The organism is Stenotrophomonas sp. SMYL8 (assembly GCF_036320065.1).
In the GTDB taxonomy this organism is placed as follows: Bacteria; Pseudomonadota; Gammaproteobacteria; order Xanthomonadales; family Xanthomonadaceae; genus Stenotrophomonas; species Stenotrophomonas maltophilia_A.
The window spans coordinates 1-22,752 of sequence record NZ_JAWIRR010000034.1 but is presented as its reverse complement, the minus strand read 5'-3'; the positions used below and the strand labels follow the sequence as shown (position 1 = coordinate 22,752).

The following is a 22,752-nucleotide window of genomic DNA, read 5'->3' as shown; positions in this document are numbered from 1 at the left end:
GGCTCAGGGTGCCGGCACCCGGGCCAGCAGCTCCTGCACCAGGCGCTCACCATCCCAGCCTTCAGCGGTGGCTTCGTAGCTGGGCAGCACGCGATGACGCAGCACGTCGGCAGCAACCGCACGCACGTCATCGGGGGTGACGAAGTCGCGGCCAGCCAGCCAGGCGCGCGCGCGCGCACAGCGTTCCAGCGCGATGGAACCGCGCGGGCTGGCGCCCCAGGCAATGCGGCGGCCAAGGCCGGCGTCATAGCGCGACGGATCACGCGAGGCCAGCACCAGCTCGATCAAGAAGCGTTCCAGCGCCGGCGCCATGTGCAGGTCCAGCACTTCGCGGCGGGCATCGAACACATCCTGCATCGGCAGCTTTTCCGGCGCTTGTGCGGCTTCGCCCAACGCACCACGGGCTCGCTCGCGAGCCAGGCGCAGGATCTCCGATTCGGCGGCCTGGTCCGGGTAGCCGATGCGCACATGCATCAGGAAACGGTCCAACTGCGCTTCTGGCAGCGGGAAGGTGCCTTCCTGCTCGATCGGGTTCTGCGTGGCCATCACCAGGAACAGCGGCGGCAGCGCGTAGGTGTGGCGGCCCACGGTGACCTGGCGCTCGCCCATTGCTTCCAGCAGTGCCGACTGCACCTTGGCTGGCGCGCGGTTGATTTCATCGGCCAGCAGGATCGGATGGAAGATCGGGCCGGGTACGAATTCGAAGCGGCCTTCCTGCGGGCGCCAGATCTCGGTGCCGGTCAGGTCGGCCGGCAGCAGGTCCGGGGTGAACTGCACGCGGGCGAAGTCGGCCTCCAGGCGCGAGGCCAGCGCGCGGATCGCCGTGGTCTTGGCCAGGCCCGGAGCGCCTTCCACCAGCAGGTGGCCATCGGCCAGCAGCGCGATCAGCAGGCGTTCGACCAGCGCGGCCTGGCCGACGATCTCGGCCGACAATGCGTCGCGCAGCTGGCTGAAAGCGGCATGCAGGCGGGAGGTGGCCGGCGCGGGCGGCGGCGAGACGGTTTCGGGCATCGGCGGTGGCAGGTTCATGGGGGCCTTTGACCGGCGCGGGACGGCACGGGTTCCCGACATCATCGCAGGGTGCCCTGCGAATGGCATCAAGAACGGCTGAACGGCCCATCCACGCATGGCGTGGATCTACGGGCGGAAACGCAGAAGGGCCGCGCAGGGCGGCCCTTCTGCGTTTCGCGGAGGCGCGGGCTCAGTTCTGCTTGGCCACGCGCAGTACCTTCGGGGTGACGAACACCAGCAGCTCGGCCTTGTCCTTGTTGCGGCCGCGCCTCTTGAACAGATTGCCCAGGAACGGCACGTCGCCCAGGAACGGCACCTTGCTGATGCTGCTGCGGTCGGTGAACTCGTACACACCACCGATGACCACGGTCTGCCCATCCTCGACCAGCACCGCTGTGTTGACCTCGCGACGGTTGATCGACGGCACCGTGCCGTAGCCCTGCAGTTCGATCAGGCGGTCGACTTCATCCTTCTTCACCTGCATGTTGAGGAACACGCGGTTGTCGTTGGTGATGGTCGGGGTCACCCGCAGTTCCAGCACCACTTCCTTGAACTGCACGTTCGGGGTGGAACCGGCGCCACCGGCAGCACCGGTGCCGCTGATGGTGACGTAGCCGATTTCCTTGCCCTGCTTGATCATCGCCTCGCGCTGGTTGGTAGTGACCACACGCGGGTTGGAGATCACCTCACCCCGCGACTCTTCCTGCATGGCCGACAACTCCACATCCAGCAGGTAGCCTGCGTTGAGGATCGACAGCGCCAGCGAGCCGGGATTGTTGGCCGCGGCTACCGGCAGGCTCCAGTTCAGGCCACGGTTAATGGCCGATCCCGTCGGTACCGGCGGCGGGCCGACGCGGCCGCCAGCAATCCAGTCACGCTCGGCCTTGGCATTGTCCTGCGCCGCCTTGACCTGGGATTCGCGGGTCAGGCGGTTGGATTCCAGGTTGCCACTGAAATACACGTTGTCGCGGCTGCCGCTGATGCCGAACTTTGCACCCAGCTCGCGGGCAAAGGTATCGGTGGCGATGACGATGCGGCTTTCGATCAGCACCTGATCGACCGGGCGATCGATCACACCGATCAGCTCGCGCATGCGCGCGATCTTCTTCGGGATGTCGCTGATCATCAACGTATTGGTGCGCTCGTCGGCGACGATACGACCACGCGGAGAGAGGAAGCCACTATCCTCCTGCGATGAACTACCTCCATTACCGCTGTTGTTGTTACTTCCACCGATGCCCTTGGCCTCGGTCAGCGCTTTGAAGATCTGCGTGGCGCTGTGGTAGTTGATCTGGACGTAATCGGTGACCAGGTCTTCGCGGTTCTCGATGGCGATGCGCGCGTCTTCCTTCTCCTGCTCGAACTTGGCCAGCTCAGCCTGCGGAGCGACCCAGATCACGCTGCCATCGCGACGCTTGTCCAGGCCCTTGGCACGCAGCACGATGTCCAGAGCCTGGTCCCACGGCACGTTGACCAGGCGCAGGGTCACATTGCCCTGTACCGAATCGGAAGCCACCACGTTGAGATTGGATTCCTCGGCGATCAACTGCAGCACGGTGCGCACCGGCACGTCCTGGAAGTTGAAGGTCACCGGCTTGCCGGTGAAACCGCGCTGACCAACAGCCTTGGCAGCCTGGGTGACGCTGCCGGCGGTGACTGCACCGACGGCGGCCGGCGCCTGCCGCGGGCTGATCTCGACCACGTACTCGTTGCCACTCTGGTAGGCCAGTGATTCGACCGCACCGCCGGTGCTCAGCACCAGCTGGGTACCGGCACCGGACGGCTTGGCGTCGATGCGCTGCACCGGCGTTGCGAAGTCGATGACGTTCATCGGCTTCTGCAGGTTGGCCGGCAGTCGGGCGTTACCGACATCGACCACCACGCTGTTGCCCTGCGTACGCAGGTCCGGAACCGCGCCCTGGCCGTCGAACTGGACGATCAGGCGCCCGGCGCCATCATCGCCGCGCTTGAAATCGATCTTGGCCACCGACAGGCCGGCCGGCGCTGCTGCCGGTGCCACGGTGGCGCCCACCGGCTTTTCCGCCGGTGCGGCGGCCAGCGCCGGAGCGCAGGCCAGCATCAGCGCGACTCCCAACGCGCTGACACGGTTCAAGGTAAAGCGCCGGATGGGACGCAGCCCCTTGGCTTGGTGAAAGGTCATCGTGCTATCCCCAATAAACGATCATTGATCTTCAAGCGAGAGCGTTGCCGGCCGTTCCAGCCAGCCACCCGCGCCATCCGGCACCAGTTCGATCAGCTCCACGTGGTCTTCGAAGACCGCCGTGACCCGCCCGTCGCTCTGCCCCAGGTAGCCGCCCGGGCGTACCCGGTAGGTCACCTTGTCCGGCCCCATCACCAGCGCCACGGTGGCGGCTCCGGTGCCGATGGTGCCGACCATGTCCAGTGCGTCCAGCGGGAAGCCTTCCAGCGGCTCCTTGCGCCGGTTCGGATCCGGACGCAATCCGCCATTCCCCTGCTGCGGATTGGTCCAGGCATCGGTGAACGGGTCGCGCAGACCCTGTGCGGAGTATTCGAAGGTTTCGAACTGCTGCATCACCGGCAGCGGCTCCAGCGGCTGCGCCGGTCGCGCACGCTCGCCTTCCACCCACTTTTCAAGATTCGGTGCATCACCCGGCGTGCTGGTCACATCGCGGCCGCATGCGGCCAGCATCAGCACGACGGCAGCCATCCCACAACGCGCAAAGAGGGAACGGATCACTTCTTCTCCTCCTTGCCGGCGTCAGCCGCCTGCTGTGCCTGCACCTCGGTCTCATCCAGATAGCGGTAGGTCTTGACCGTGCCGGACAGCTCCAGCGCACCACTGCGGGCGTTGCCGCTGGTCTTGTCCTTGGGCTTGAGGTTGATGTCGTGCATGGTCAGGATGACCACGCGCGGCAGCGACGCCACGCCACTGACGAAGGCACCGAACTGGTGGTAACTGCCCACCATGCGCAGCTTGATCGGCTTCTCGGCGTAGAACTCCTTGACCTGCTCCTGTTCCGGCTCGAACAGCTCGTTGGTCAGGCCGCTGGACAGCGCGGTCTGCGAGATGTCGATGATCAGGTCCGGCATTTCGGTCTTGCTGGGCAGCTGCCGCAGCATCTGCTGCAGCACCTGCTCCATCTGTGCCAGCTGCTGCTTCAGCGGCGCCAGGTTCACCGCACGCTCCTGCTGCTTGGTGAACTCCGAACGCAGCTCGACTTCCTTCGATTCCAGGCCGGCCAGTTCCTCGCGCTTGCCACTGATCAGCAGCATCCACGCCACGAACATGATCACCAGCGCCAACAGCGAGCAGAAGACGATCTTGGCCTTCTGCGGCCAGTTGCCGATGTCGTTGAAATCCAGGTTCTTCAGATCGATTTTCTGGCTCATGCGCGATCCCCCTGCAGCGGGGCGTTGAAGGCCTGCGGCGGCTGCGCCAGGCGGCTGCCCTCGGGCTTCGGCGCAGGCTTTGCAGCCGGGGCTGCCGGCTGGTTCGGCGTAGCCGGGGCCGGGGTGGCAGCAGGTGCGTTGACCGGCGCGGCGGCGGGAGCGGGTGCAGCCGGTGCAGCAGCAGGCTGGCCGGCGGCCGGTGCAGCAGGTGCCGCTGCATCCGGGCCGGCTGCAAGCGGTGCCACTGCGGGCGGAGCCGGCGTTGCCACCGAACCATCGGCGTTGAGGCCTGGCGTACCGGCCACTTCCTCACTCTGTGCCGGCAGCTTCACCTTGACCACGAACACATAGGGCAGCGCCTTGATGTCGGCCAGCGGGCCCACCTTGCCGTCCTTGTCCTTCTCGGGATCACGCGCTTCGATGATCGACAGTTCCGGGTTGGTCATCCAACCGGAGGTCTCCAGATTGCGCATGTACGCCGAAACACGGGCATTGGACTGGGTGCGGCCTTCCAGGGTCAACACGTCGCCTTCCTGCTTCAGCGCGGTCAGCACCAGGCCATCGGGAATCGTGCGCACCAGCGCATCGAACAGGTGCACCATCTGCGAGCGCTTGGCCTGCAGTTCCTCGATCACCTTCTTGCGGGCCAGTAGGCGTTCCTTCTGCGCGTCGAGGCGGTCGATCTCCTTGTTCTGTTCCTTGACCTTCTCGATCTCGGCTTCCAGATAGGCGTTGCGGTCCATCTGGCCGCTCACCTGGCGGTCGTAGTAGAACCAGATCACCAGCGACAGCAGCAGGCCACCGATCGCGGCCATGCCCAGCATTGCGTAGAACTCGCGCTGGCGTTGCTTGCGCCGTTCGGCGCGCCAGGGCAATAGATTGATGCGTGCCATCAGTCGAAGCTCCTCAGCGCCAGACCGGTTGCGATCATCAGCGCGGGGGCATCCTGGGCCAGCGCATGCGCGTTCACCTTCGGCCCCAGGGTCATCTGCGCCAGCGGGTTGGCGACCACGGTCGGCACGCCCAGCTGTTCCTCGACCATTTCCGGCAGACCGCCCAGCACGGCGCAGCCACCGGCCAGCACGATGTGATCAACGCGGTTGAACTCGCTGCCTGCGTAGAAGAACTGCAGCAGGCGGCTGATCTGCTGGACCGTGGCTTCCTTGAACGGCTCCAGCACTTCCATCTCGTAGCTTTCCGGCAGCCCGCCCTGGCGCTTGGCCAGTCCGGCTTCCTCGTAGCTCAGGCCGTAGCGGCGCATGATCTCGTCGGTCAGCTGCTTGCCACCGAACACCTGTTCGCGGCTGTACAGGCTGCGGCCGCCGCGCAGGACATTGAGGGTGGTCATGGTGGCACCGATGTCGACCAGCGCGACCACACCCTCGATGGATACCGGCAGCTCGCTGGCGACCAGGGCATAGGCGTTCTCGACGGCGAAGGCCTCCACGTCCATCACCTTGGCCTGCAGGCCACCCAGCTCCAGCGCCGACTGGCGCAGTTCCACGTTCTCCGAACGCGACGCGGCCAGCAGCACCTGGACCATCTCCGGGTTGTTCGGGATCGCCCCGATCACCTCGAAGTCCAGGTTCACTTCCTCGATCGGGTACGGAATGTAGTTGACCGCTTCCAGCTCGATCTGGGCTTCCATGTCGTTCTCGTCGAGCTCGGCCGGCATCGGGATCACCTTGGTGATCACCGCCGACCCAGCGACGGCGGCAGCGGCCAGCTTGGCCTTGCTCCCCGAGCGGTTCATCGCGCGGCGGATGGCCTCACCCACGGCCTCCACTTCCACGATGTTCTTCTCCACCACCGCATTCGGCGGAAGAGGTTCCACAGCGTAATGTTCCACACGAAAACGATTGCCACTGCGGGACAGCTGCAAAAGCTTTACCGCAGTCGAACTGATGTCGACGCCTACAAGCGGCGACTGACTTTTTGGGATGAGCCCCACGGTTTCTCCCCTGCCGACGGGCACTTGGACGCAAGACCTGCGCCCGAGCATTAATAACGTATTCTTAGCAAATGGCAACGGCCCTGCTGTGAAGTCCCTCACGGATTCACCATGCAGCCCCTGACTGTTCCCCTTGCGCTCCCCGGTGCCGACCCCAGCCGCCACCTTGCGTAATCTATACTCTGCGACCACGAAATTCGCAATCGGAATCTGAACCCGATGACTCGACTCCGCCGCTGGCTGCGCTGGATCTTCCTGATTGTCCTGGTCCTGGCGCTGATCGGCGCGGCCGCCGTGGGCGGTCTGTACTACGCCGTGTCCTCCAAGCTTCCCGACGTGCAGACCCTGCGCGACGTGGAAATGCAGGAACCCATGTACGTCTATGCCGCCGACGGCAAGCTGATGGCGGTGTTCGGCGAGACCCGCCGTACCCCCATCACCATGAAGGACGTGCCCGAGCGCCTGAAGCAGGCGTTCCTGGCCACCGAGGATGCCCGCTTCTACGAGCATGGCGGTGTGGACTACATGGGCATCGGCCGAGCGGTGTGGCTGCTGGCCACCACCAACGACAAGCGCGTGCCGGGTGGCTCCACCATCACCCAGCAGGTGGCCCGCCAGTTCTTCCTCAGCTCCGAGTACAGCTACACCCGCAAGCTGGCCGAGATCCTGCTGGCGCGGAAGATCGAGTCCGAGCTGAGCAAGGACGAGATCTTCGAGCTGTACCTGAACAAGAGTTTCTTCGGCAACCGCGCCTACGGCGTGGCCGCCGCCGCCGAGTTCTACTACGGCAAGAAGCTGAACGAGCTGGACCTGGATGAAATGGCCTCGCTGGCCGGCATCCCCAAGTTCCCGTCTTCGGGCAACCCGATCTCCAACCCGGAACGTGCCCGCCAGCGCCGCGACAACTATGTGCTGCAGCGCATGGCCGACCTGAAGTTCGTCAGCCAGGCCGAGGCCGACGCGGCCAAGGCCGTGCCGATGCACGCCACCGCGCATGAACCGCCGGTGCAGGTCGATGCCCCCTACGTGGCCGAGCTGGTGCGCCAGGAAATGATCGCCCGCTTCGGCGGCGATGTGGTCAACAAGGGTTACCACGTCACCACCACCATCGATGCCACCCTGCAGACCGCCGCCAACCAGTCGGTGCGCGACGGCCTGCTGCTGTACGACCACCGCCACGGCTGGCACGGCGTGGAGAAGCAGGTGCAGGTGGGTGCCGCCGAAGACGCCGCTGCCCTGGCCGAGCACCTGCGTGGCATGTACGGCCAGGCCGGCCTGCTGCCGGCCATCGTCGCCAGCACCGGTGCCGATGGCAGCGCAACGGTGGTGCTGGCAAACCGCAGCGAGATCGTGCTGCCGGCCGGCGCCGCCAAGTGGACCAACAAGACCCCGGGCAAGCTGGTGCAGCGCGGCGACATCGTGCGCGTGCGCGCCGGGGCCAAGGAAGGTGAGTGGCTGCTGGACCAGATCCCGCGCGGCCAGTCCGCACTGGTCTCGCTGGATGCCCACAACGGCGCGTTGAAGGCGCTGGTGGGTGGCTTCAGCTTCTCCGGCAACAAGTTCAACCGCGCCACCCAGGCCCGTCGCCAGCCGGGTTCAAGCTTCAAGCCGTTCGTCTATGCGGCCGCGTTCGACAAGGGCTACAACCCGGCATCGATCGTGCTCGACGCCCCGGTGGTGTTCCGCGACCGCCGCGGCAAGACCTGGGCCCCGCAGAACGACGGCGGCGGCTTCCGCGGCCCGATGCGCCTGCGTGAGGCGCTGGTGCAGTCGCGCAACCTGGTCTCGGTGCGCCTGCTTGATGGCATGGGCGTGGACTATGCGCGCAAGTACATCAGCGAGTTTGGTTTCGCCGAATCGGAACTGCCGCCGAACCTGTCGATGTCGTTGGGTACTGCCTCGCTGACCCCGCTGTCGGTGGCCCGTGGCTACGCCGTGTTCGCCAACGGCGGCTCGCGCGTGGATACGTGGCTGATCGACCAGGTCAATGACCGCGACGGCAATCTGGTGTTCAAGGAAAACCCGGCACTGGCCTGCCGCGACTGCGCCGGCAGCAGCGACCAGCCGGTCAACCAGGTGGTGGACGGCTTCAACTTCGGCGCCCCGGCCCCGAAGGTGGACCCGGCCGCCGCGGCCAAGGCCGAAGCCAAGGTCGAAACCCCGGCGGCACCGGCCAACCCGGATGCCCGCACCGCCCCGCGCGCGATCGACGCCCGCACCGCCTACCAGCTGGTGTCGATGATGCGCGACGTGGTCCAGCGCGGTACCGGTGCCCAGGCCAAGGTGCTCGGCCGCGAGGACGTGGGTGGCAAGACCGGCTCCACCAACGACCACCGTGACGCCTGGTTCTCCGGCTTCGGCGGCCCGTACGTGACCACCGTGTGGGTGGGCCGCGACGACTTCCGCTCGCTGGGTTACCGCGAATACGGCGGCAAGGCCGCCCTGCCGATCTGGATCGACTACATGCGCACCGCGCTGAAGGACACCCCGATCGCGCAGAACGAACCGCCCAGCGGCATGGTCCAGGCCACCCTCAACGGCGCCACCGAGTGGGTGAAGGTGGAAGACATGGACCGCCTGACCGACTACGACCTGAACCTCAATACCCCGCAGGCCGACGCCGCCGCGTTCGATATCTTCTGAGGAAGGGTTCGGCGGGTGCCGCTCTGGTAGATGCCAACCTTGGTTGGCGCCGATGCGGCTCTGGTAGCTGCCAACCTTGGTTGGCGCCGATGCCGCCCCGGTAGTTGCCAACCTTGGTTGGCGCCTCGTGCCGACCAAGGTCGGCATCTACCAAAGCGTGGGTGGGGCCAACCTTGGTCGGCACCGATGCCGCCCCGGTAGCTGCCAACCTTGGTTGGCACCGATGCTGCCCTGGTAGCCGCCAACCTTGGTTGGCGCCCCGTGCCGACCAAGGTCGGCACCCACCAAAGCGGTTGCATCCGCCATACCCACGCAGATGTCACATCCGTGCGCTAGTCTGTAGCCAGGTCGCAACAAGGAGTCATCGCATGCATCGCGCCCGTCAGCATGCTGCCAGCCAGACCCGCGAGCGGCGCCACCGCCTCGCCCACGAAGCCGCCCGCCTGATGGCCGAAGGCGGCATCCGCGACTACCACCAGGCCAAGTTGAAGGCCGCCAGCCGGCTCGGCATCCACGACGATGCCTCCCTGCCCCGCAATACCGAGATCGAAGACGCCCTGCGCGAGTACCAGCGGCTGTTCTCCGGGCCCCAGCACGGCAACGAACTGCAGCGCCGCCGTGAAGCCGCCATGCGTGCTCTGGAGTTCCTGCACGGCTTCTCCCCGCGCCTGGCCGGCCCCGTACTGGACGGCACCGCCGACGCCAACAGCCCCGTGCAGCTGCACCTGCACAGTGACGACCCGGAAGCCGTGCACCGCTTCCTGGACGAACACGGCATCCCCGCCGAATCGCGAACCCGCCGCCTGCGCATGGACCGCGAACGCTGCCTGGACGTGCCGGTGTGGGTGTTCAGTGCCGAAGAGCTGACCTTCGACCTGGCCGTGCTGCCCTACGACGCCCTGCGCCAGGCACCACTGTCACCGGTGGATGAGAAGCCGATGCGACGCGCGTCGGTGGCACAGTTGCGGCAGGTGCTGGCCGAAGCGGAGATCACCGCGTATATCGGCGGGTAACGGTAGCGCCGGTCCATGGCCGGCGAGCGCAGCGGCGCCTGCCTTGGGTGGGTGCGGACCGTTGGTCCGCACTGTGCTTCGGGCATTTCGATGGCTGGCCGGAGAGCAGTCGAGCATGGCTCGACTCTACAGGGGCGCTGCACCCGTGTTTGGTAGGTGCGGACCGCTGGTCCGCACTGTGCTTCGGGCATTTCGATGGCTGAGCGGAGAGCAGTCGAGCAAGCTCGAATCTACAAAAGCGGTGTTACCTGCTCTGGCAGATGATGCCCATCTTGCTCCCGCTACCAGACAAAACGGGTATCGCGCAGCGGGTCGCTGAGCAGCCGCGGCAACCACGGTGCGGGGGCACGCTGCGGATATTCCCGCATCATCTGTGCGTGCATGGCCTGCAGGTCCCGCAACACCCAGGACTGGTAGTAGATGTCGTTGAACCCATCCGACCAACCACTCTTCACCCGCTCATGCTCGTCTGCCTCCAACGACGGCATCTGGTCCATCGACACCTCCAGGATCGTCGCCAGCGCCGCGTTGATCTGCGCATTCTCCGCACCGGCCTGGCGCACGTAGTCCAACCGATCCAGCACCCGCCGGCAATCGTAGGGAAAGCACCCACCTGTGGCCATGATGTAGTCAGCGATGTCCGCCAGCATGTCGGCTTTCAGCCGCCACACCACTTCGCTGTCCATCACCTGCCGTACCCGCATCGTGCGCAGCGTGCTCGCCCGCACCTCCTCCGGCGTAGTGAACGGAGCACCCGGCGTGCTGCCCGCGTGGCGCACCAGCACGATGCGATGGATCGCCTCCCTGGTGACACCCTCGATGCGCAGCGCCGCTGTCTCCGGGTGCACGCGCGGCGTCGGCACGCTCAGCATCCGCCACATGTACCACAGCACCAGCAACAGACCGGCGATGCACAGCCCGCTCATCAGCGTCCACAGATCCAGGTTCCGTGTGTAGTAGCGATAGCGCGCCCGCCAGATGTAGAACGTGCGATAGCTGATGATTCCCTTTACCCATCTGTACATCGCCATCTCCTGGGCGAGGACCCCGGCGCGGCGGGGTGGATTACGCGCGTCACGCCGGGGCTCCATGGCTTACCAGCCGAAGCCCACACCCACGCCCATGCTGCGCTCACCGCTGTTGGTGAACGCACCATTGAGGCTGAAGGTGGCTGAGCCCTTCTCGTTGAGCACGCGCTGGTAACCCACCGCCATGGCCGACTCACCCTCGCTGTAACCCACGCCCGCACCAAGGCGGTTGTAGGTGGCCAGGCCGGCGGTGTTCATCGCCATCGCCGTCTGCGCGCTGCTCATCGCCGCCATGCGGTTGAAGCGCTTGTCCATCTTGTCCAGGCGGCGCTCGAAGTTGCTGATCGCGCCATCGGTGTACTCGTTGGCGCGGGCCAGCATCTTCTCCAGCTCAGCGGTGTCGACCTGCGGCTTCGGCGAGTCGTCCTTGTTGGCCTTCGGCTGCGGTGCGGGCTTGTCACCCTCGCCTACCGAGGCGACCTGCTGGGAGTCCTTGCCTTGCGGCACCAAGGGGGTGTCTTCGGTCTGCGGCTTCGGCACCGAGGACGACGCCAGTGCACGCGACGCCGGGGCATCGTCGATGCGCTGCTCCAGACCATCCATGCGGCCGTTGAGCTGCTGCTGCATCGAATGCAGCTGGCCACCGTTGACCGCATCGCGGCTTCCGGCCGCGATCAGGCCGTTGGCCACGTTGGCGATGACCATGCCGTTGGCACCGGCGAGGGTGAGCTGGTTGACACCGTCGGCGCGGACCGAGGGGGTGCCCTGGAAGACGGAGCGGAGCTGGGTTTCGACCTTGTCCACGCGCGAGGTGCTGGTGACGACCGCACCATCCAGCGCCTCCAGTGCACCATTCAACGTGGACTGCACGTGGCCCTGCACGTTGAAGCTCGGGCCAACGATGTTGCCGTTGGCATCCACTTCGCCGCCGAGGGCGGAAAGCGCACCGCGCAGCTGACCGACGGTGGCGGCGTTGTGGTTGGCGGTGCCGTTGGCGATGTTTACCAAGCGGCGCTTCATACCGACACCCCCAAATGACACAACTCCTTCTTCATCTGCTAGAGAGCTATTTCCAAGTGCCAGCGAGCCGTGAGCCCCGCTTCCAACTCTTGCGCCAGCACCAATCGCGATACCCTCATTCGCACCGCCCGCGCCTCCGCCGACCTGTGCACCGACTCCCATTGCGAATCCATTCTCGGAATCCACAGAGACACTCGCCGCTCTACCGATTGCGGTGGAGTTCCTTCCCATCGCCTCCGCAAACGTGCCCACCGCGGTTCCTCCTTCTAGTCCAGTCTTTGCTGAATTTCCGACCGCAACGCCTGCCACACCGGCTGCAGCACGCTCACTGAAGGGGGCTGAGCCGATACTCATGAACTGCGCGTCGCCCTCAAGTTCCGAAATGCGGCTATTGGTCTCATAGAGCTGACTGCCGCGCACAACGTCCGAGCTATCAGCCGAAAGCTTCGCCTCGGCCACACCAGTCAAACGCGCACCACCGAAGTCGATCGGGCCGTTTGCATCCATCTCTCGCACTGCCTGCTGCCCCATCTCCCGCTCCTTGCGCATCGCGTCCAGATCATTCCGATTCTGCGAGATCTTCTGCTCTGCGGCGTACAGCTGGTTGCCTGTTACGGCATCACGGCTTCCTGGGGCCACTCGGCCATCGGCAAGATTGGTCAGCACCATGCCGTTCACGCCATTCAGCGCGATCTGGCTCAAGCCGTCAGCGCGGGCCAAAGGTGAATCCTGGAAGATCGAGCTGAGCTGACCTTCCACCTTGTCCGCGCGATGACCGGCGGTGACAACCGCGCCATCGAGTGCCATCAGTGCGTCCTCGACGGTGTTCTGCGTTCCGCCCTGCACCGCGTAGGTCGGGGCGATGATGTTGCCATTGGCATCCATGCCTGCACCGCCGCCGAGGGTGGCGAGGGAATCATTGAGCTGAGAAACGGTGGTGGCGTTGTGGTCAGCCATACCGCGCGCGACGTTTACGAGACGACGCTGAAGCAATCCTGCTCCGAATGAAACAACATTAACCTCGGCAGCAACAGAACCCGCACCAATAGCCGCACTGTTCGAAGCAGTCTTCTCGACGGCACTCCCTGCACCTATCGCCACACCGTTGCCCGCCTCAACGCTTGAAAACACACCGAGCGAAAATCCATTCTCTGCAGCAGCATCAACATAAGCAGCTCGCCCCAGTGATACCGAATTCTTCGCTAGAGCAGCCGCAAAACTACCAACTGCAACAGCCCCTTCCGATGTCATCGAGGCTTCGGCAGAGTCTCCAATAGCAACCGCTACCAAGCCTGCCTTGGCACCTTGGTCCGGCCCACCACTGCCGACCTGGAAGAACTTGGACTGTTCCGCAATCGATCCAATTCGATCAATAGCTTCCTGTGCTGAGCGTCTAGCTCCATTCGCAACTTCACTCACCGCATGCAACTGCTTTCCGTTGATCGCATCCGAGCTGTCTGCATTCAACGTACCATCCGAAACTCCAGTGATTGTCCGACTTCCACCTGCACTGTTACGCACGTCCAGTACTGTACCGCTGTTCTTCTCGCCCAAGCGCACATTGCCAGATGCAGATACCTGCGCCACCAACCCGCCCAGCGCCGCTGTCTCGGCCAGCGCCTTGGTCGCATCCCCTTTCGCCACGGCAGCTTCCGTGCCCGCAGACCTGGCAATGCCCTCCACCGCCGCCACCTTGTCATTGGTGGCATTGAGCTGCCTGCCGTTGATGGCCTCATCGCTGCTGGCGCCGACCGTACCATCGGCCACGCCGGTCAGCTTCCGATTCGCGTTCGCGCTGTTACGCACATCCAGCACGGTGCCGCTGTTCTTCTCGCCAACACGAACATTGCCGTTGACAGCGACTTGACCGACAAGTCCACTCAGCACACCGGTTTCAGCCAGCGCCTTGTCCGCGCTGACCTTCGCTGCGCTGGCTGTCGTCTGTGCCGAATTCACGTTCGCGTTGGTTTCATGGAGCTGCTTGCCGGTCACGGCCTCGTTGCTGGTCGCGCTGATGGCCCCGTCAGCGACGCCCAGAATCCTGCGGTTCGCATTGGCGCTGTTGCGCACATCCAGCTGCGTGCCACTGTTCTTCTCACCCAGACGAACACTGCCATTGGCAGCGGACTGGTTGACGAGGCCACCCAGCACCACCGTCTCGGCCAGTGCCTTGCCCGACTCCACCTTTGCGGCATTGGCGGTGGTCGTCGCGCCGTCGGCTGCTGTCTGGGCCTTGGTCACGGCCTGGTTGGTGGCATGAAGCTGGTTGCCGGTGATGGCATCGGTGCTGCCGGCGCCCACCGCACCATCGGCAATGTACTGGATCTTCCGCTTCCTGCTGGCGCTGCCCACCGATACCGAATTGGCCGAGGCCGTCACTGCACCTGCACCCAAGGCAACGGCATTCTCATGCGAGGCCTGAGCGCGGTCACCCAGCGCCACAGAGCTGGTGTTCGTAGCCTTGGCCAGATTGCCCAGTGCGCTGGCGAACTGCGCCGTCGCCTCGCTGCCACGCCCGAGTGCGGTGGCCTGGCTGGCGCCTGCCTTGCTCAGATAGCCAACCGCCGTAGCGTGCTCTGCCTCGGTCTTGGCGTCACCGCCTACGGCAATAGAGAAGTTGCCGCTTGCGTTTGCACGGAAGCCGGTTGCAACCGCGCCGTTGGCGCTACGGGTTCCGGCGCCGACCGAGACGCCTGCGTTCTGGTTGGCCACCTTGTTGCCGTCCGCATCAACACCAGCGCGCGCATCGTCGCCCAGCGCTACGCTACGGCCATTGTAGGCCTTGGCATTGTTGCCGAGTGCTGTACTGATACCGAAGCTGCCGTTCTCTGCGGTGGCCCCCCTGCCCAAAGCCAAGGTCGTCGCATCTATGCGGTTCGTGGCGGCCTGCGCAACTGATTTCACTGCGGCCAGCTCACCCGTGACATCGCCTGCGATCTTTTCCACGGCCGTGAGCCGGGTATTTGTCTGGAACAACTGGTTTCCAGTGATGGCATCGGTGCTGCCGGCACCCACCACACCATCGGCGATGTACTGGATCTTCCGCTTCCTGCTGGCGCTGCCGACCGAAACGGAGCTGGCCGATGCGGTCACCGACCCGGCGCCAATCGCAACAGCGTCCTCGTGACCTGCGTGTGCACTGTTTCCAAGTGCCAGCGAATTGATGCCCGTTGCCCTGGCAAGATTGCCGACTGCGGTGGCGAACTTCGCCGTTGCCTGTGTCCCTCTCCCCAAGGCCGTCGTCTGCTGGGCACCTGCGACACTGGTTTTTCCAAAGGCGGTACTCAACTCCTCATTGGCGACGGCATCGGAGCCGATCGCAACGGAGAAATTGCCACCCGCAACAGCCTTGTGACCCATGGCAACGGCGCCGTGCGCACTGCGGGTGCCGGAACCTACCGAGACACCGCCTGAACTGCCATTGGCCTTGTTTCCAGCCACATCGACGCCGGCGCGCGCGTCATCGCCTAGCGCAACGCTCGCGCCGTTGTAGCCTTTGGCGTTGTTGCCGACTGCCGTGCTTGCGCCATAGGTGGTATTCGACTCTGCCAATGCCCCCTTGCCAAGCGCCAGTGCTGTCGCATCCACCCGATTGTTGACCGATTGCGCAAGGGTTTGGGTTGCAAACAGCTGCTTGCCGGTAACGGCATCCGTGCTTGTCGCACTCAAGCGCGCATCAGCCACGTTGACGATTCGTCGCTTGGTCGACGCGTTGCCAACGGAGACCGAGTCCGCCTCGGTCGCTTCAGAGTTGGCGCCGATGGCGGCCGATCCATCAGCCAGTGCCTTCGCATGATGACCGAGCGCAACGCCGCTGAACTCTGCACGCGAGTTTCCGCCCAAGGCGATTGCTCCCGAGTAGCCAGCGGTTCCCGCAAATGCATTCCCTCCGATCGCGATGCGGGACACACCCGCCGTGCTTTCAACTGTGCGGGCGCCACTACCTACTGCTATGGAGTTCTGAGCGTAGGCGCGAGCATCGTGACCGATAGCAGTGGTGCCGACGCCCGACGCAACCGAACTCGCACCCAGCACCGTCGAGTAGCCGCTTGTGGCTTCCGACTTGTACCCAACCACCACGTTCCTGTCACCCTTTGCAATCGCCTCATTTCCGAGGAGTACGCTCCCCTTCCCTGACAGCGCCGACGCGGTGCCGACGGCCACCGAACCCCAACCGCTGATGCTGGATCTCGAGCCCAGAATCATCTGCATGTCACCGTTGAGGGTTGAGTCTTTGTAGTAGGCATCATTGACGATGGCGCCTTGCACCACGATCTTGCGCGGTTGCGCAGCGAACAGCGAAGAGATCATGGGAGAGCTGGCCAGGAACCTGGTCACCTCTTCCTGAGGCTCTCCGTTCTCATACTCATCCTTCGGGCGCTCTTGGGCTGATGCAGACATCCCGACCGATGCAACAGCCGCCAGTACCAGCAACCGCGGCTTGGTCCGGGAGGATTTCCCGCGTGGACTGCTCAACTCGCTACCCACCACCCAGCACTGCTTGGCCACGCTCCAGATACGTCGATAGATTCGATTCATGCTTGTTCTCCTTAACACCAAAGGGAAGTGAAGCCCCGCGCTTGCGCGGGGCAATGGAAGGTCAGGCGCTCGGCGCCAGGGTCGTTACGTGATCGCGATATCCGTCGTTCGACAGGCGGTACTGCAACTGCAGGCTGCTGCCCGGCTGGAGCTGGAACGGCAAGGTCAGCGCGGCATCGGGGTAAAGACTTGTGGACAGCTCGCGCGGCGTGCACACGCCACCGGCATTGCACTCGGACGCACCGGTGATGCCCACGCGCAACGTGCCGGTATTGCGCAGGGTGTTGCCTTGCAGTTTCAGATCCACGCTGCCCTTGGCAGGCACGACGTTCACCAGCGCCCCCCAGACCAGGCTGACGCCGACGTTGGCCTGCGCCGCCTGCTCGTCGCCTTCCAGAATGGCGCCGTCGGGGCCATTCACGCCCTCGAAGTAGATGCGGTAGGCCGCCTCCTTCTCGACTGACTGCAGCGGAATCACCCGGATCAGGCGATTGCCACCACCGCTGAGTGCGAACTTGCCGGGGGTGATGGCAATCGCCGCATCGGCGGCTTCTACTTCGATCTCTTGCTCACCCACCTGTGCCGGGTTGGTGATGCGCAGCAGGCGTGCCTGCACGTACTGCGGCTGGGTAGATTGCGAGTACACGCGGATCTTCGTGCCGTGCTTGGCGTCCACCGCTGCACGCATCGGATGAATGGATAGATTTGCCTGTGCCGGCGGGGCCAGCAGTGCGCTCAGCGGCAACAGGCAGAACAGCAGTTTCTTCATGATGAGCCTCCGTGGGATCAAGGTTTGGCAGTCGGCACGCGCAGCTCTACCGTCAGCTCGCCTTCGTAGAGACCGGGGCGTTTGCTGGCGATGGGCGTGGGCGGTGTTTCCAGCGTCAGTGGCGTGGGCACGCAGTACACGGGCTGACTGATGCCTGGCAGCAGCACCATGCGCAGCTGTGCGCTGTCGATGCCGCGCAGCAGCTGTTCTTCGCCGTGCTTCATTGGCAGAAGATTGCCGCCGTAATTCAGGCCAACCTGGTAGTCGAGGCGCTGGGTATCGTCGCTGCCGCCATCCTGATGCCAGACCGCGAAGTCCCGCGCTGGCGGCGGGCGCGGCCCGCTGTCGCGCACGGTGACGCCGAGGAATTCGCTCTGCGAACCCACGCCGTCGTAGAGGCACATGTCCACGTCCTTGCGCCCGGCGACGACCTTGCGGATGGGGTCGTAGCGCAGGTCCATGTTGACCAGAGGTGCAACGCCGTCGAAGCCGGGGAAGTAGATCGAGATGGCGTCGTAATCGGTGACGGTGAAATCGAAGTTGAATACGTAAGTTGCCAGATGCTGAGCTGGCGGCTTTCGAAGTTGGAGCTCAAGAGTTCCTCGCCAGGTTCCAGCGACGAGATTGGATAGCTCCTTCGTGTCAAGCAGTAGCCCTAACCCAGTTCCACCCGCAATGTCCGAGCCACATCTGCCAGATTCTGAAGATTCCAGCCGATAGAGCAGCACTCGCCAGAAATCCGTGCTACATCGCTGAGTGGTATCCGCGCGATAGATCGCGCCAGCGATCGTGAGATCTCTTGTCATGCCACCGCGCTGCTCCTGAAACCGAAGAGGAATTGGAGTTCCATTCGCTTCTAGAGACGCGATGTCTTCCGTCTCACAACGACCGGTTGAAGAATCCGAGCGAGAGGTGCAGGTCAGGTAGAGCTTCCCATAATGCTTGTCAGGATCGGTGTCGTAGGCAACCAGTGCTTTGGGCGGCATGATCTCGATATCCCCCGGCATCGCCGAGCGATCCCACGCCATCTTGATATCGTGCGCAATCACACCACTGGGCGGATCCGTATCAGGTGGGCGCTGCGCCCACGCCCTCGGCGCCAGCACCACCAGCGCACACACCAGCATCAACACCAACAACACACGCCGGTTCATGGCGTTCCTCCTGCAGCAGCGGTCTGGGGCGTGGCGGCAATCAATGCGCGTTCCTGCAGCAGGCGGGTCACACGGGCCTGCTGGCGGATCTCTGCCGGCAGCTGGGCCACGGCCAGCGGCTCGCAATGCACGGCGCCCACCAGCAGCACCACCTGGCGGCGCTCGCGCACCTGCAGCGGGCAGTGCAGCAGGCGGTCGTCCTGCAGCAGGTACAGCGTTGTCTCGCGACGCGGGAAATCGGCAACGAAGCCGCCGTTGGCGCTGGTGCCGGGCACCGGCGCGTTGAGGATGCGGGCACCGCCCAGCGGCGCTCCGGCAAGATCCTTGGCGTTGCCGATGAAGGTGTAGGTCACCTCGATCGGCACCGGCATGCGCATCAGCCGCCCGGGGCTGAGGAACATCGGCCGTGCACCGCCCACGCCGGTCACGCGGATGGCGGCGATGCTGTCCAGCGTGCTGGCGTCCTGCACTTCGGCACGGTGCGACTGGTACGACGACAACGGCAGCAACCGGCGCTCACCGATCTGCAGGCGTTGACGGCGCAGGCCGCCCACCTGCAGTTCGGCCGCCACGCCACGCAGGTCGACATCGTCGGTGTCGGCCACCTGCACGGCGAGGCCGGCGTCGGCACCGCTGCTGCCGCTCCAGTAGAAACCGCGCTTGCCCAGTGCAAAACCGGAGCTATGCATGCCGCTGTAGGCGGTCTCGCTGCGGCCGCGCTGCTGGTAGTGCGCCAGCGTGGCGCCGCTCTGGCCCAGGCTGTTCTGCAGCTGGCCACTGAGCGTGGCGCTGTAGCGGTCGCTGTTGTTGGCGCGCAGTTCGGCTGACAGCTCGCGGTACTGTGCATCGACGTCCTGGCGCAGGCTGTGGCCAACGCTGTAGTTGATGTCCGGGCGCTGATGCTGCGGCTGGCGCACGTCCACGCTGTAACGGCGCTGGCCGCTGCCGGCAGTGCCGCGCAGCAGGCGGGTCAGGCTCAGGTTGAGGTAGATGCCGCGGTCGCGTTGGTCACTGCCGCGCAGGCTGTCGCTGGAACGCTGCTGCCACACACCCACGCGGGTGGAGACACTGAAATCCTGCCAGCGATGGCTGCGGCTGTAGCTGGCCTGCCAGGTGCGGCTGAGCTGCGGCTCGCGGCGCGGTTGCCACGGCGGTGGCGGTGGCAGCAGCGGGTCCAGCCCAGCCAGAGGGTCGCCCTCCGCACCCGGCAGGACACGCCCCGCGCGCCAGGTCTGGCGCCGCGTGTAGCCCACATAGGCGCTGCCACCGGCCAGCGGCAGCGCCATCGAGGCGCTGAGCGAGTTGGTGCAGCCCAGCTGGTCGCGCGCGTCGGCCTCGAACTGGCAGGCCTTGCCGCGCATGCGCTGCTGGTAGATGTTCCAGGATGCGGTGCGACGGTACGACAGCTGGTGCTGCTGGCCGGTGCTGCCATCGTTGCCGCGCATGCCGCCGAAGCTGGCGCGTAGTTCCTGGGAGGCGTACAGGCGGCGCAGGTCCACGCGCAGCTCGCCATAGCGGAAGCCGCCGAGGTCGGCGGCGCCGGCCACCATCGCCACGTCGCGGCCCAGCGGCACGCGCATGCCGGCCACCGCCACGCGTTCGCCATCGAAGCGATCACTGCGGCGCTCGTTGCGCTTGCCGCCCTGCACGAACCACTGCCACTGGCTGTTGGTCCAGTCGCCGCCCTTGTCGAACGGCGCGTCTTCGCTGCGCACCAGCACGCCGTCTTCGTAGATGCGCAGGGTGACGTTGTAGTTGCCGAACGGGAAGTTGCGGGTGTCGATCTGGTTGATGCCGGCCTGCAGGTAGGAGGTCTGCAGCAGCCGCGTGCCGTCGTAGGCATCCACGCGTGCGTCGCGCGCCAGCAGTACGGTCAGCGGCGTGGCCTGCACGGCAGCATCAGCGTCCACGTAGGCCTGGGTAGTGCCCACGCGCAGGCCCTGGAAGCGGTCCAGCGGCAGCATGCTGAAACTGAAGGTGCCGCCCTGCGGGCTGGACAGGTTGCGGCGATCCATGCGCCCGGCCTGCAGGTAGTGCGCCTGCCCCAGGTCGTGGCGGTAATAGACGTTGTCGAACTGGAATTCACTGTCACTGCCGCGGCTGCGGTAGCGCTGCTGGTTGAAGTTCCATTCGGCGGAGACATGCCCGCGGTCGAACAGGCCCAGCACGCCGGTGCCGCGCGCGGACAGCGTCTGGTAGTCGCGGCTGCCACTGACGTTGATCACCTGCTGGTGCAGAAAGGCGTTCTCTGCGTTGGCGCTGACGGTGTGGAAGCGCTCGGCAGCCGGCTTGCCCGGAATCCACTGACGGGCGACGAACAGGCGCACTGCGCCCTCGCCCTCGTCGTACAGGGCGCGCACGGCGGCGGGGTCTTCCGGTGGATCGAGATAGCCGCAGCCGGCGGTGGCGCCACCGAAGCGGCAGGCCAGATGGCTGTTGCGCGGCATGGGCTGTGACAACGCGGGCAGCAGCGCGGCCTGCGCCTCGGCGGGCAGGTCGAGCGCCTGCAGCACGCTTGCTGGATCTTCCAGTTGTACGTGCTCCAGGGTCACACGCACCGGCGACAGCCCGGCCGAGCGGCCGAACAGCTGGATGTCGAGTTGTTCGGTCTGGCCTTCGACCAGATCCTCAAAGCCGGGCGGGACGCCGCGCGCCGCCGCCAGCGGCGTTGCCAGCGCCAGGGCGAGCGCGACCGCCAGCCGGGTGATGGCGGGGGCGTGTGGGGTCATGGGGGTACCGCTGGAAAGGCAGCCGGCCCGGCGTGCGGGCCGGCGCGGGAATTAAGGCGTGGTGGCCTTCTGGTTCAGCACGATGTTGACGACGCCTGCGTAGCGACCTTGGGTGGTCAGCGGTGCCGGAGCGGTCTGCGCGATGACCAGTGGCATCGAGATCGAAGCGCCCGGGGTGGAGCCGGCACCGGTGAACAGATCGGCCGCAGCGTACTCAATCGGGGTCAGGCCCAGATCGCGGCCGTTGAGGCTGACCTTCATCGGCACGGTGACCGTACCGTCACCGTTGGCCAGCACGAATGCACCACCAATCTTGGCTTCGATATCGGCGGCGTCATCGTTGGAGTGGATGCGCACGTGCTGGGTATCCGGAATCAGGCCACGCAGCGGATCGTGGGTCAGGGTGACGGCGTCCGGCAGTGCGCTGCCGTCATCACGCAGCAGGGCCAAGGTCGGGTCGACGTCGGCATAGACGGTGATCTTGGTTTCCACGGCGTGCGCGGACAGCGAAGCCGTAGCCAGCGCTGCAGCGAGCGCGGCCTTCTTGAGAATGGCGTTCATGGGTTGTCTCTCTCGGACAAGGGGGAATGAGAAAGCCCCCCTCCCCTAAGGAGAAAGGGAGGGAGGCGCCGCCCGCAGAGGTGGTTACGGGCGACGGAGAGAATGTTAGGAACCCATTGTCCTGCAGGCCATTCAAGCATTCCTAAAACGTTGAACGTTAAGAAGGATTCTTGAAGGCGCTCAATGTTTGAGGGTTATGCAATTTCCCTCATTCGTTGAATGCAAAAAACCTCATTGCATCGCCTTTGTAGAGACAGCTTCTCCGGTCATTTCCACGCCATCCACGCGCGGCGTGGCTCTACTGCAGAGCCAAGCCCATGCTCGGCTGCCGCGAGCCTCAGCCTGCAGGCACCACGGTGACGCGATCAACATCGATGTCGGTCGGCTTGAACCGATGCGTATCGACCTTGCCATGCAGTTCCACCACGGTGTCCGCACCAATGGCCTGCGGCGGCAGGTCGTCGTCATCGATCTCCACTTCGATCTGGCCACTGGCGTCGCGGAACTGGTAACGCTCGTGGCCAAGCTTGGCGACCAGGGTGCCACGCAGCACCACCGGGTGGTCATCGCGCTGGGCGCGCGCATCGGCCACGGTGCTGACAGCGGTTCCTGCGCCTGGGCCGGTGTACTGCGCGAACCCCTGCGGGCTCAACAGGGTGAGCGGCGTGGCGATGAGGGCAATGGCAAGCAGTCGGTTCATGGTGGTCTCCATGGCTGAGTAAGTGTCCTCAGGTTCTATCGCCCCGGATGTGATGCCTATGCAATAGATCCGAAAAGACGTGAAAGCGACACTCAGTGTCAGAATTCGTTCAGATCCTGAAGCAAGGTTTTGTAGAGTCGAGATCCTATGTTCGTGGTCAAGCCTGCTGGAAGCAGGCTTGACCCACCTTCAGCATGGCCGGATCGAAGTCCCGGCCGCTTTTGAAGACACCCCAGGCGATCCTGGCCAGCTTTCTGGCCAG

The 22,752-nt window shown here is 65.0% G+C and carries 15 protein-coding genes; 2 read left to right on the top strand and 13 right to left on the bottom strand.

The features are described from left to right. Positions 1 to 3 precede the first annotated feature (3 nt). The 6 genes from V3B25_RS19335 to V3B25_RS19310 form a co-directional block, all read right to left on the bottom strand. Complete coding sequence (locus tag V3B25_RS19335) at positions 4 to 1,029, bottom strand: MoxR family ATPase (RefSeq protein ID WP_329811389.1); 1,026 nt, start codon at positions 1,027 to 1,029, stop codon at positions 4 to 6. 172 nt (positions 1,030 to 1,201) lie between these two features. Beyond that, positions 1,202 to 3,172 (bottom strand): type IV pilus secretin PilQ family protein, encoded by a 1,971-nt coding sequence (locus tag V3B25_RS19330; protein WP_329811388.1) that lies wholly within the window; start codon positions 3,170 to 3,172, stop codon positions 1,202 to 1,204. Between the two features lie 21 nt (positions 3,173 to 3,193). Then, positions 3,194 to 3,700 (bottom strand): pilus assembly protein PilP, encoded by a 507-nt coding sequence (locus V3B25_RS19325; protein ID WP_010484064.1) that lies wholly within the window; start codon positions 3,698 to 3,700, stop codon positions 3,194 to 3,196. A gap of 26 nt (positions 3,701 to 3,726) precedes the next feature. Continuing rightward, on the bottom strand, positions 3,727 to 4,383 hold the full coding sequence (gene pilO, locus V3B25_RS19320) for a type 4a pilus biogenesis protein PilO (protein ID WP_049400744.1): 657 nt from the start codon (positions 4,381 to 4,383) through the stop codon (positions 3,727 to 3,729). Continuing rightward, complete coding sequence (locus V3B25_RS19315; RefSeq protein WP_049422632.1) at positions 4,380 to 5,276, bottom strand: PilN domain-containing protein; 897 nt, start codon at positions 5,274 to 5,276, stop codon at positions 4,380 to 4,382. Before V3B25_RS19315 ends, pilO begins: the two co-directional genes overlap by 4 nt. Further along, entirely contained in the window at positions 5,276 to 6,334 is a 1,059-nt protein-coding gene (locus V3B25_RS19310) for a pilus assembly protein PilM (protein ID WP_010484061.1), read from the bottom strand. The genes V3B25_RS19315 and V3B25_RS19310 overlap by 1 nt, the downstream gene beginning before the upstream one ends. 219 nt (positions 6,335 to 6,553) lie before the next feature. Between V3B25_RS19310 and V3B25_RS19305 the strand changes: the two genes are divergently transcribed. Beyond that, positions 6,554 to 8,977, top strand: a complete 2,424-nt coding sequence (locus V3B25_RS19305; protein ID WP_329811387.1) for a penicillin-binding protein 1A — start codon at positions 6,554 to 6,556, stop codon at positions 8,975 to 8,977. A 368-nt stretch (positions 8,978 to 9,345) separates the two neighbouring features. Beyond that, entirely contained in the window at positions 9,346 to 9,990 is a 645-nt protein-coding gene (locus V3B25_RS19300) for a hypothetical protein (RefSeq protein WP_010484059.1), read from the top strand. Positions 9,991 to 10,271: 281 nt separating this feature from the next. Here V3B25_RS19300 and V3B25_RS19295 read toward each other — a convergent pair whose 3' ends face one another. The 7 genes from V3B25_RS19295 to V3B25_RS19265 form a co-directional block, all read right to left on the bottom strand. After that, positions 10,272 to 11,015: a hypothetical protein gene (locus V3B25_RS19295; protein ID WP_329811386.1), complete on the bottom strand. Its 744-nt coding sequence runs from the start codon at positions 11,013 to 11,015 to the stop codon at positions 10,272 to 10,274. A 69-nt stretch (positions 11,016 to 11,084) separates the two neighbouring features. Further along, complete coding sequence (locus V3B25_RS19290) at positions 11,085 to 16,577, bottom strand: ESPR-type extended signal peptide-containing protein (protein WP_329811385.1); 5,493 nt, start codon at positions 16,575 to 16,577, stop codon at positions 11,085 to 11,087. Positions 16,578 to 16,638: 61 nt separating this feature from the next. After that, on the bottom strand, positions 16,639 to 17,346 hold the full coding sequence (locus tag V3B25_RS19285) for a pilus assembly protein (RefSeq protein ID WP_329811384.1): 708 nt from the start codon (positions 17,344 to 17,346) through the stop codon (positions 16,639 to 16,641). A gap of 17 nt (positions 17,347 to 17,363) precedes the next feature. After that, on the bottom strand, positions 17,364 to 18,500 hold the full coding sequence (locus V3B25_RS19280) for a CfaE/CblD family pilus tip adhesin (protein WP_329811383.1): 1,137 nt from the start codon (positions 18,498 to 18,500) through the stop codon (positions 17,364 to 17,366). Continuing rightward, the gene (locus tag V3B25_RS19275; RefSeq protein WP_329811382.1) at positions 18,497 to 21,229 is read right to left on the bottom strand and encodes a TcfC E-set like domain-containing protein; all 2,733 of its coding nucleotides are present in this window, start codon (positions 21,227 to 21,229) and stop codon (positions 18,497 to 18,499) included. Before V3B25_RS19275 ends, V3B25_RS19280 begins: the two co-directional genes overlap by 4 nt. 51 nt (positions 21,230 to 21,280) lie before the next feature. Then, positions 21,281 to 21,790 (bottom strand): CS1 type fimbrial major subunit, encoded by a 510-nt coding sequence (locus V3B25_RS19270; protein ID WP_329811381.1) that lies wholly within the window; start codon positions 21,788 to 21,790, stop codon positions 21,281 to 21,283. A 337-nt stretch (positions 21,791 to 22,127) separates the two neighbouring features. Then, the gene (locus V3B25_RS19265) at positions 22,128 to 22,490 is read right to left on the bottom strand and encodes a NirD/YgiW/YdeI family stress tolerance protein (protein ID WP_329811380.1); all 363 of its coding nucleotides are present in this window, start codon (positions 22,488 to 22,490) and stop codon (positions 22,128 to 22,130) included. Positions 22,491 to 22,752: the final 262 nt, after the last annotated feature.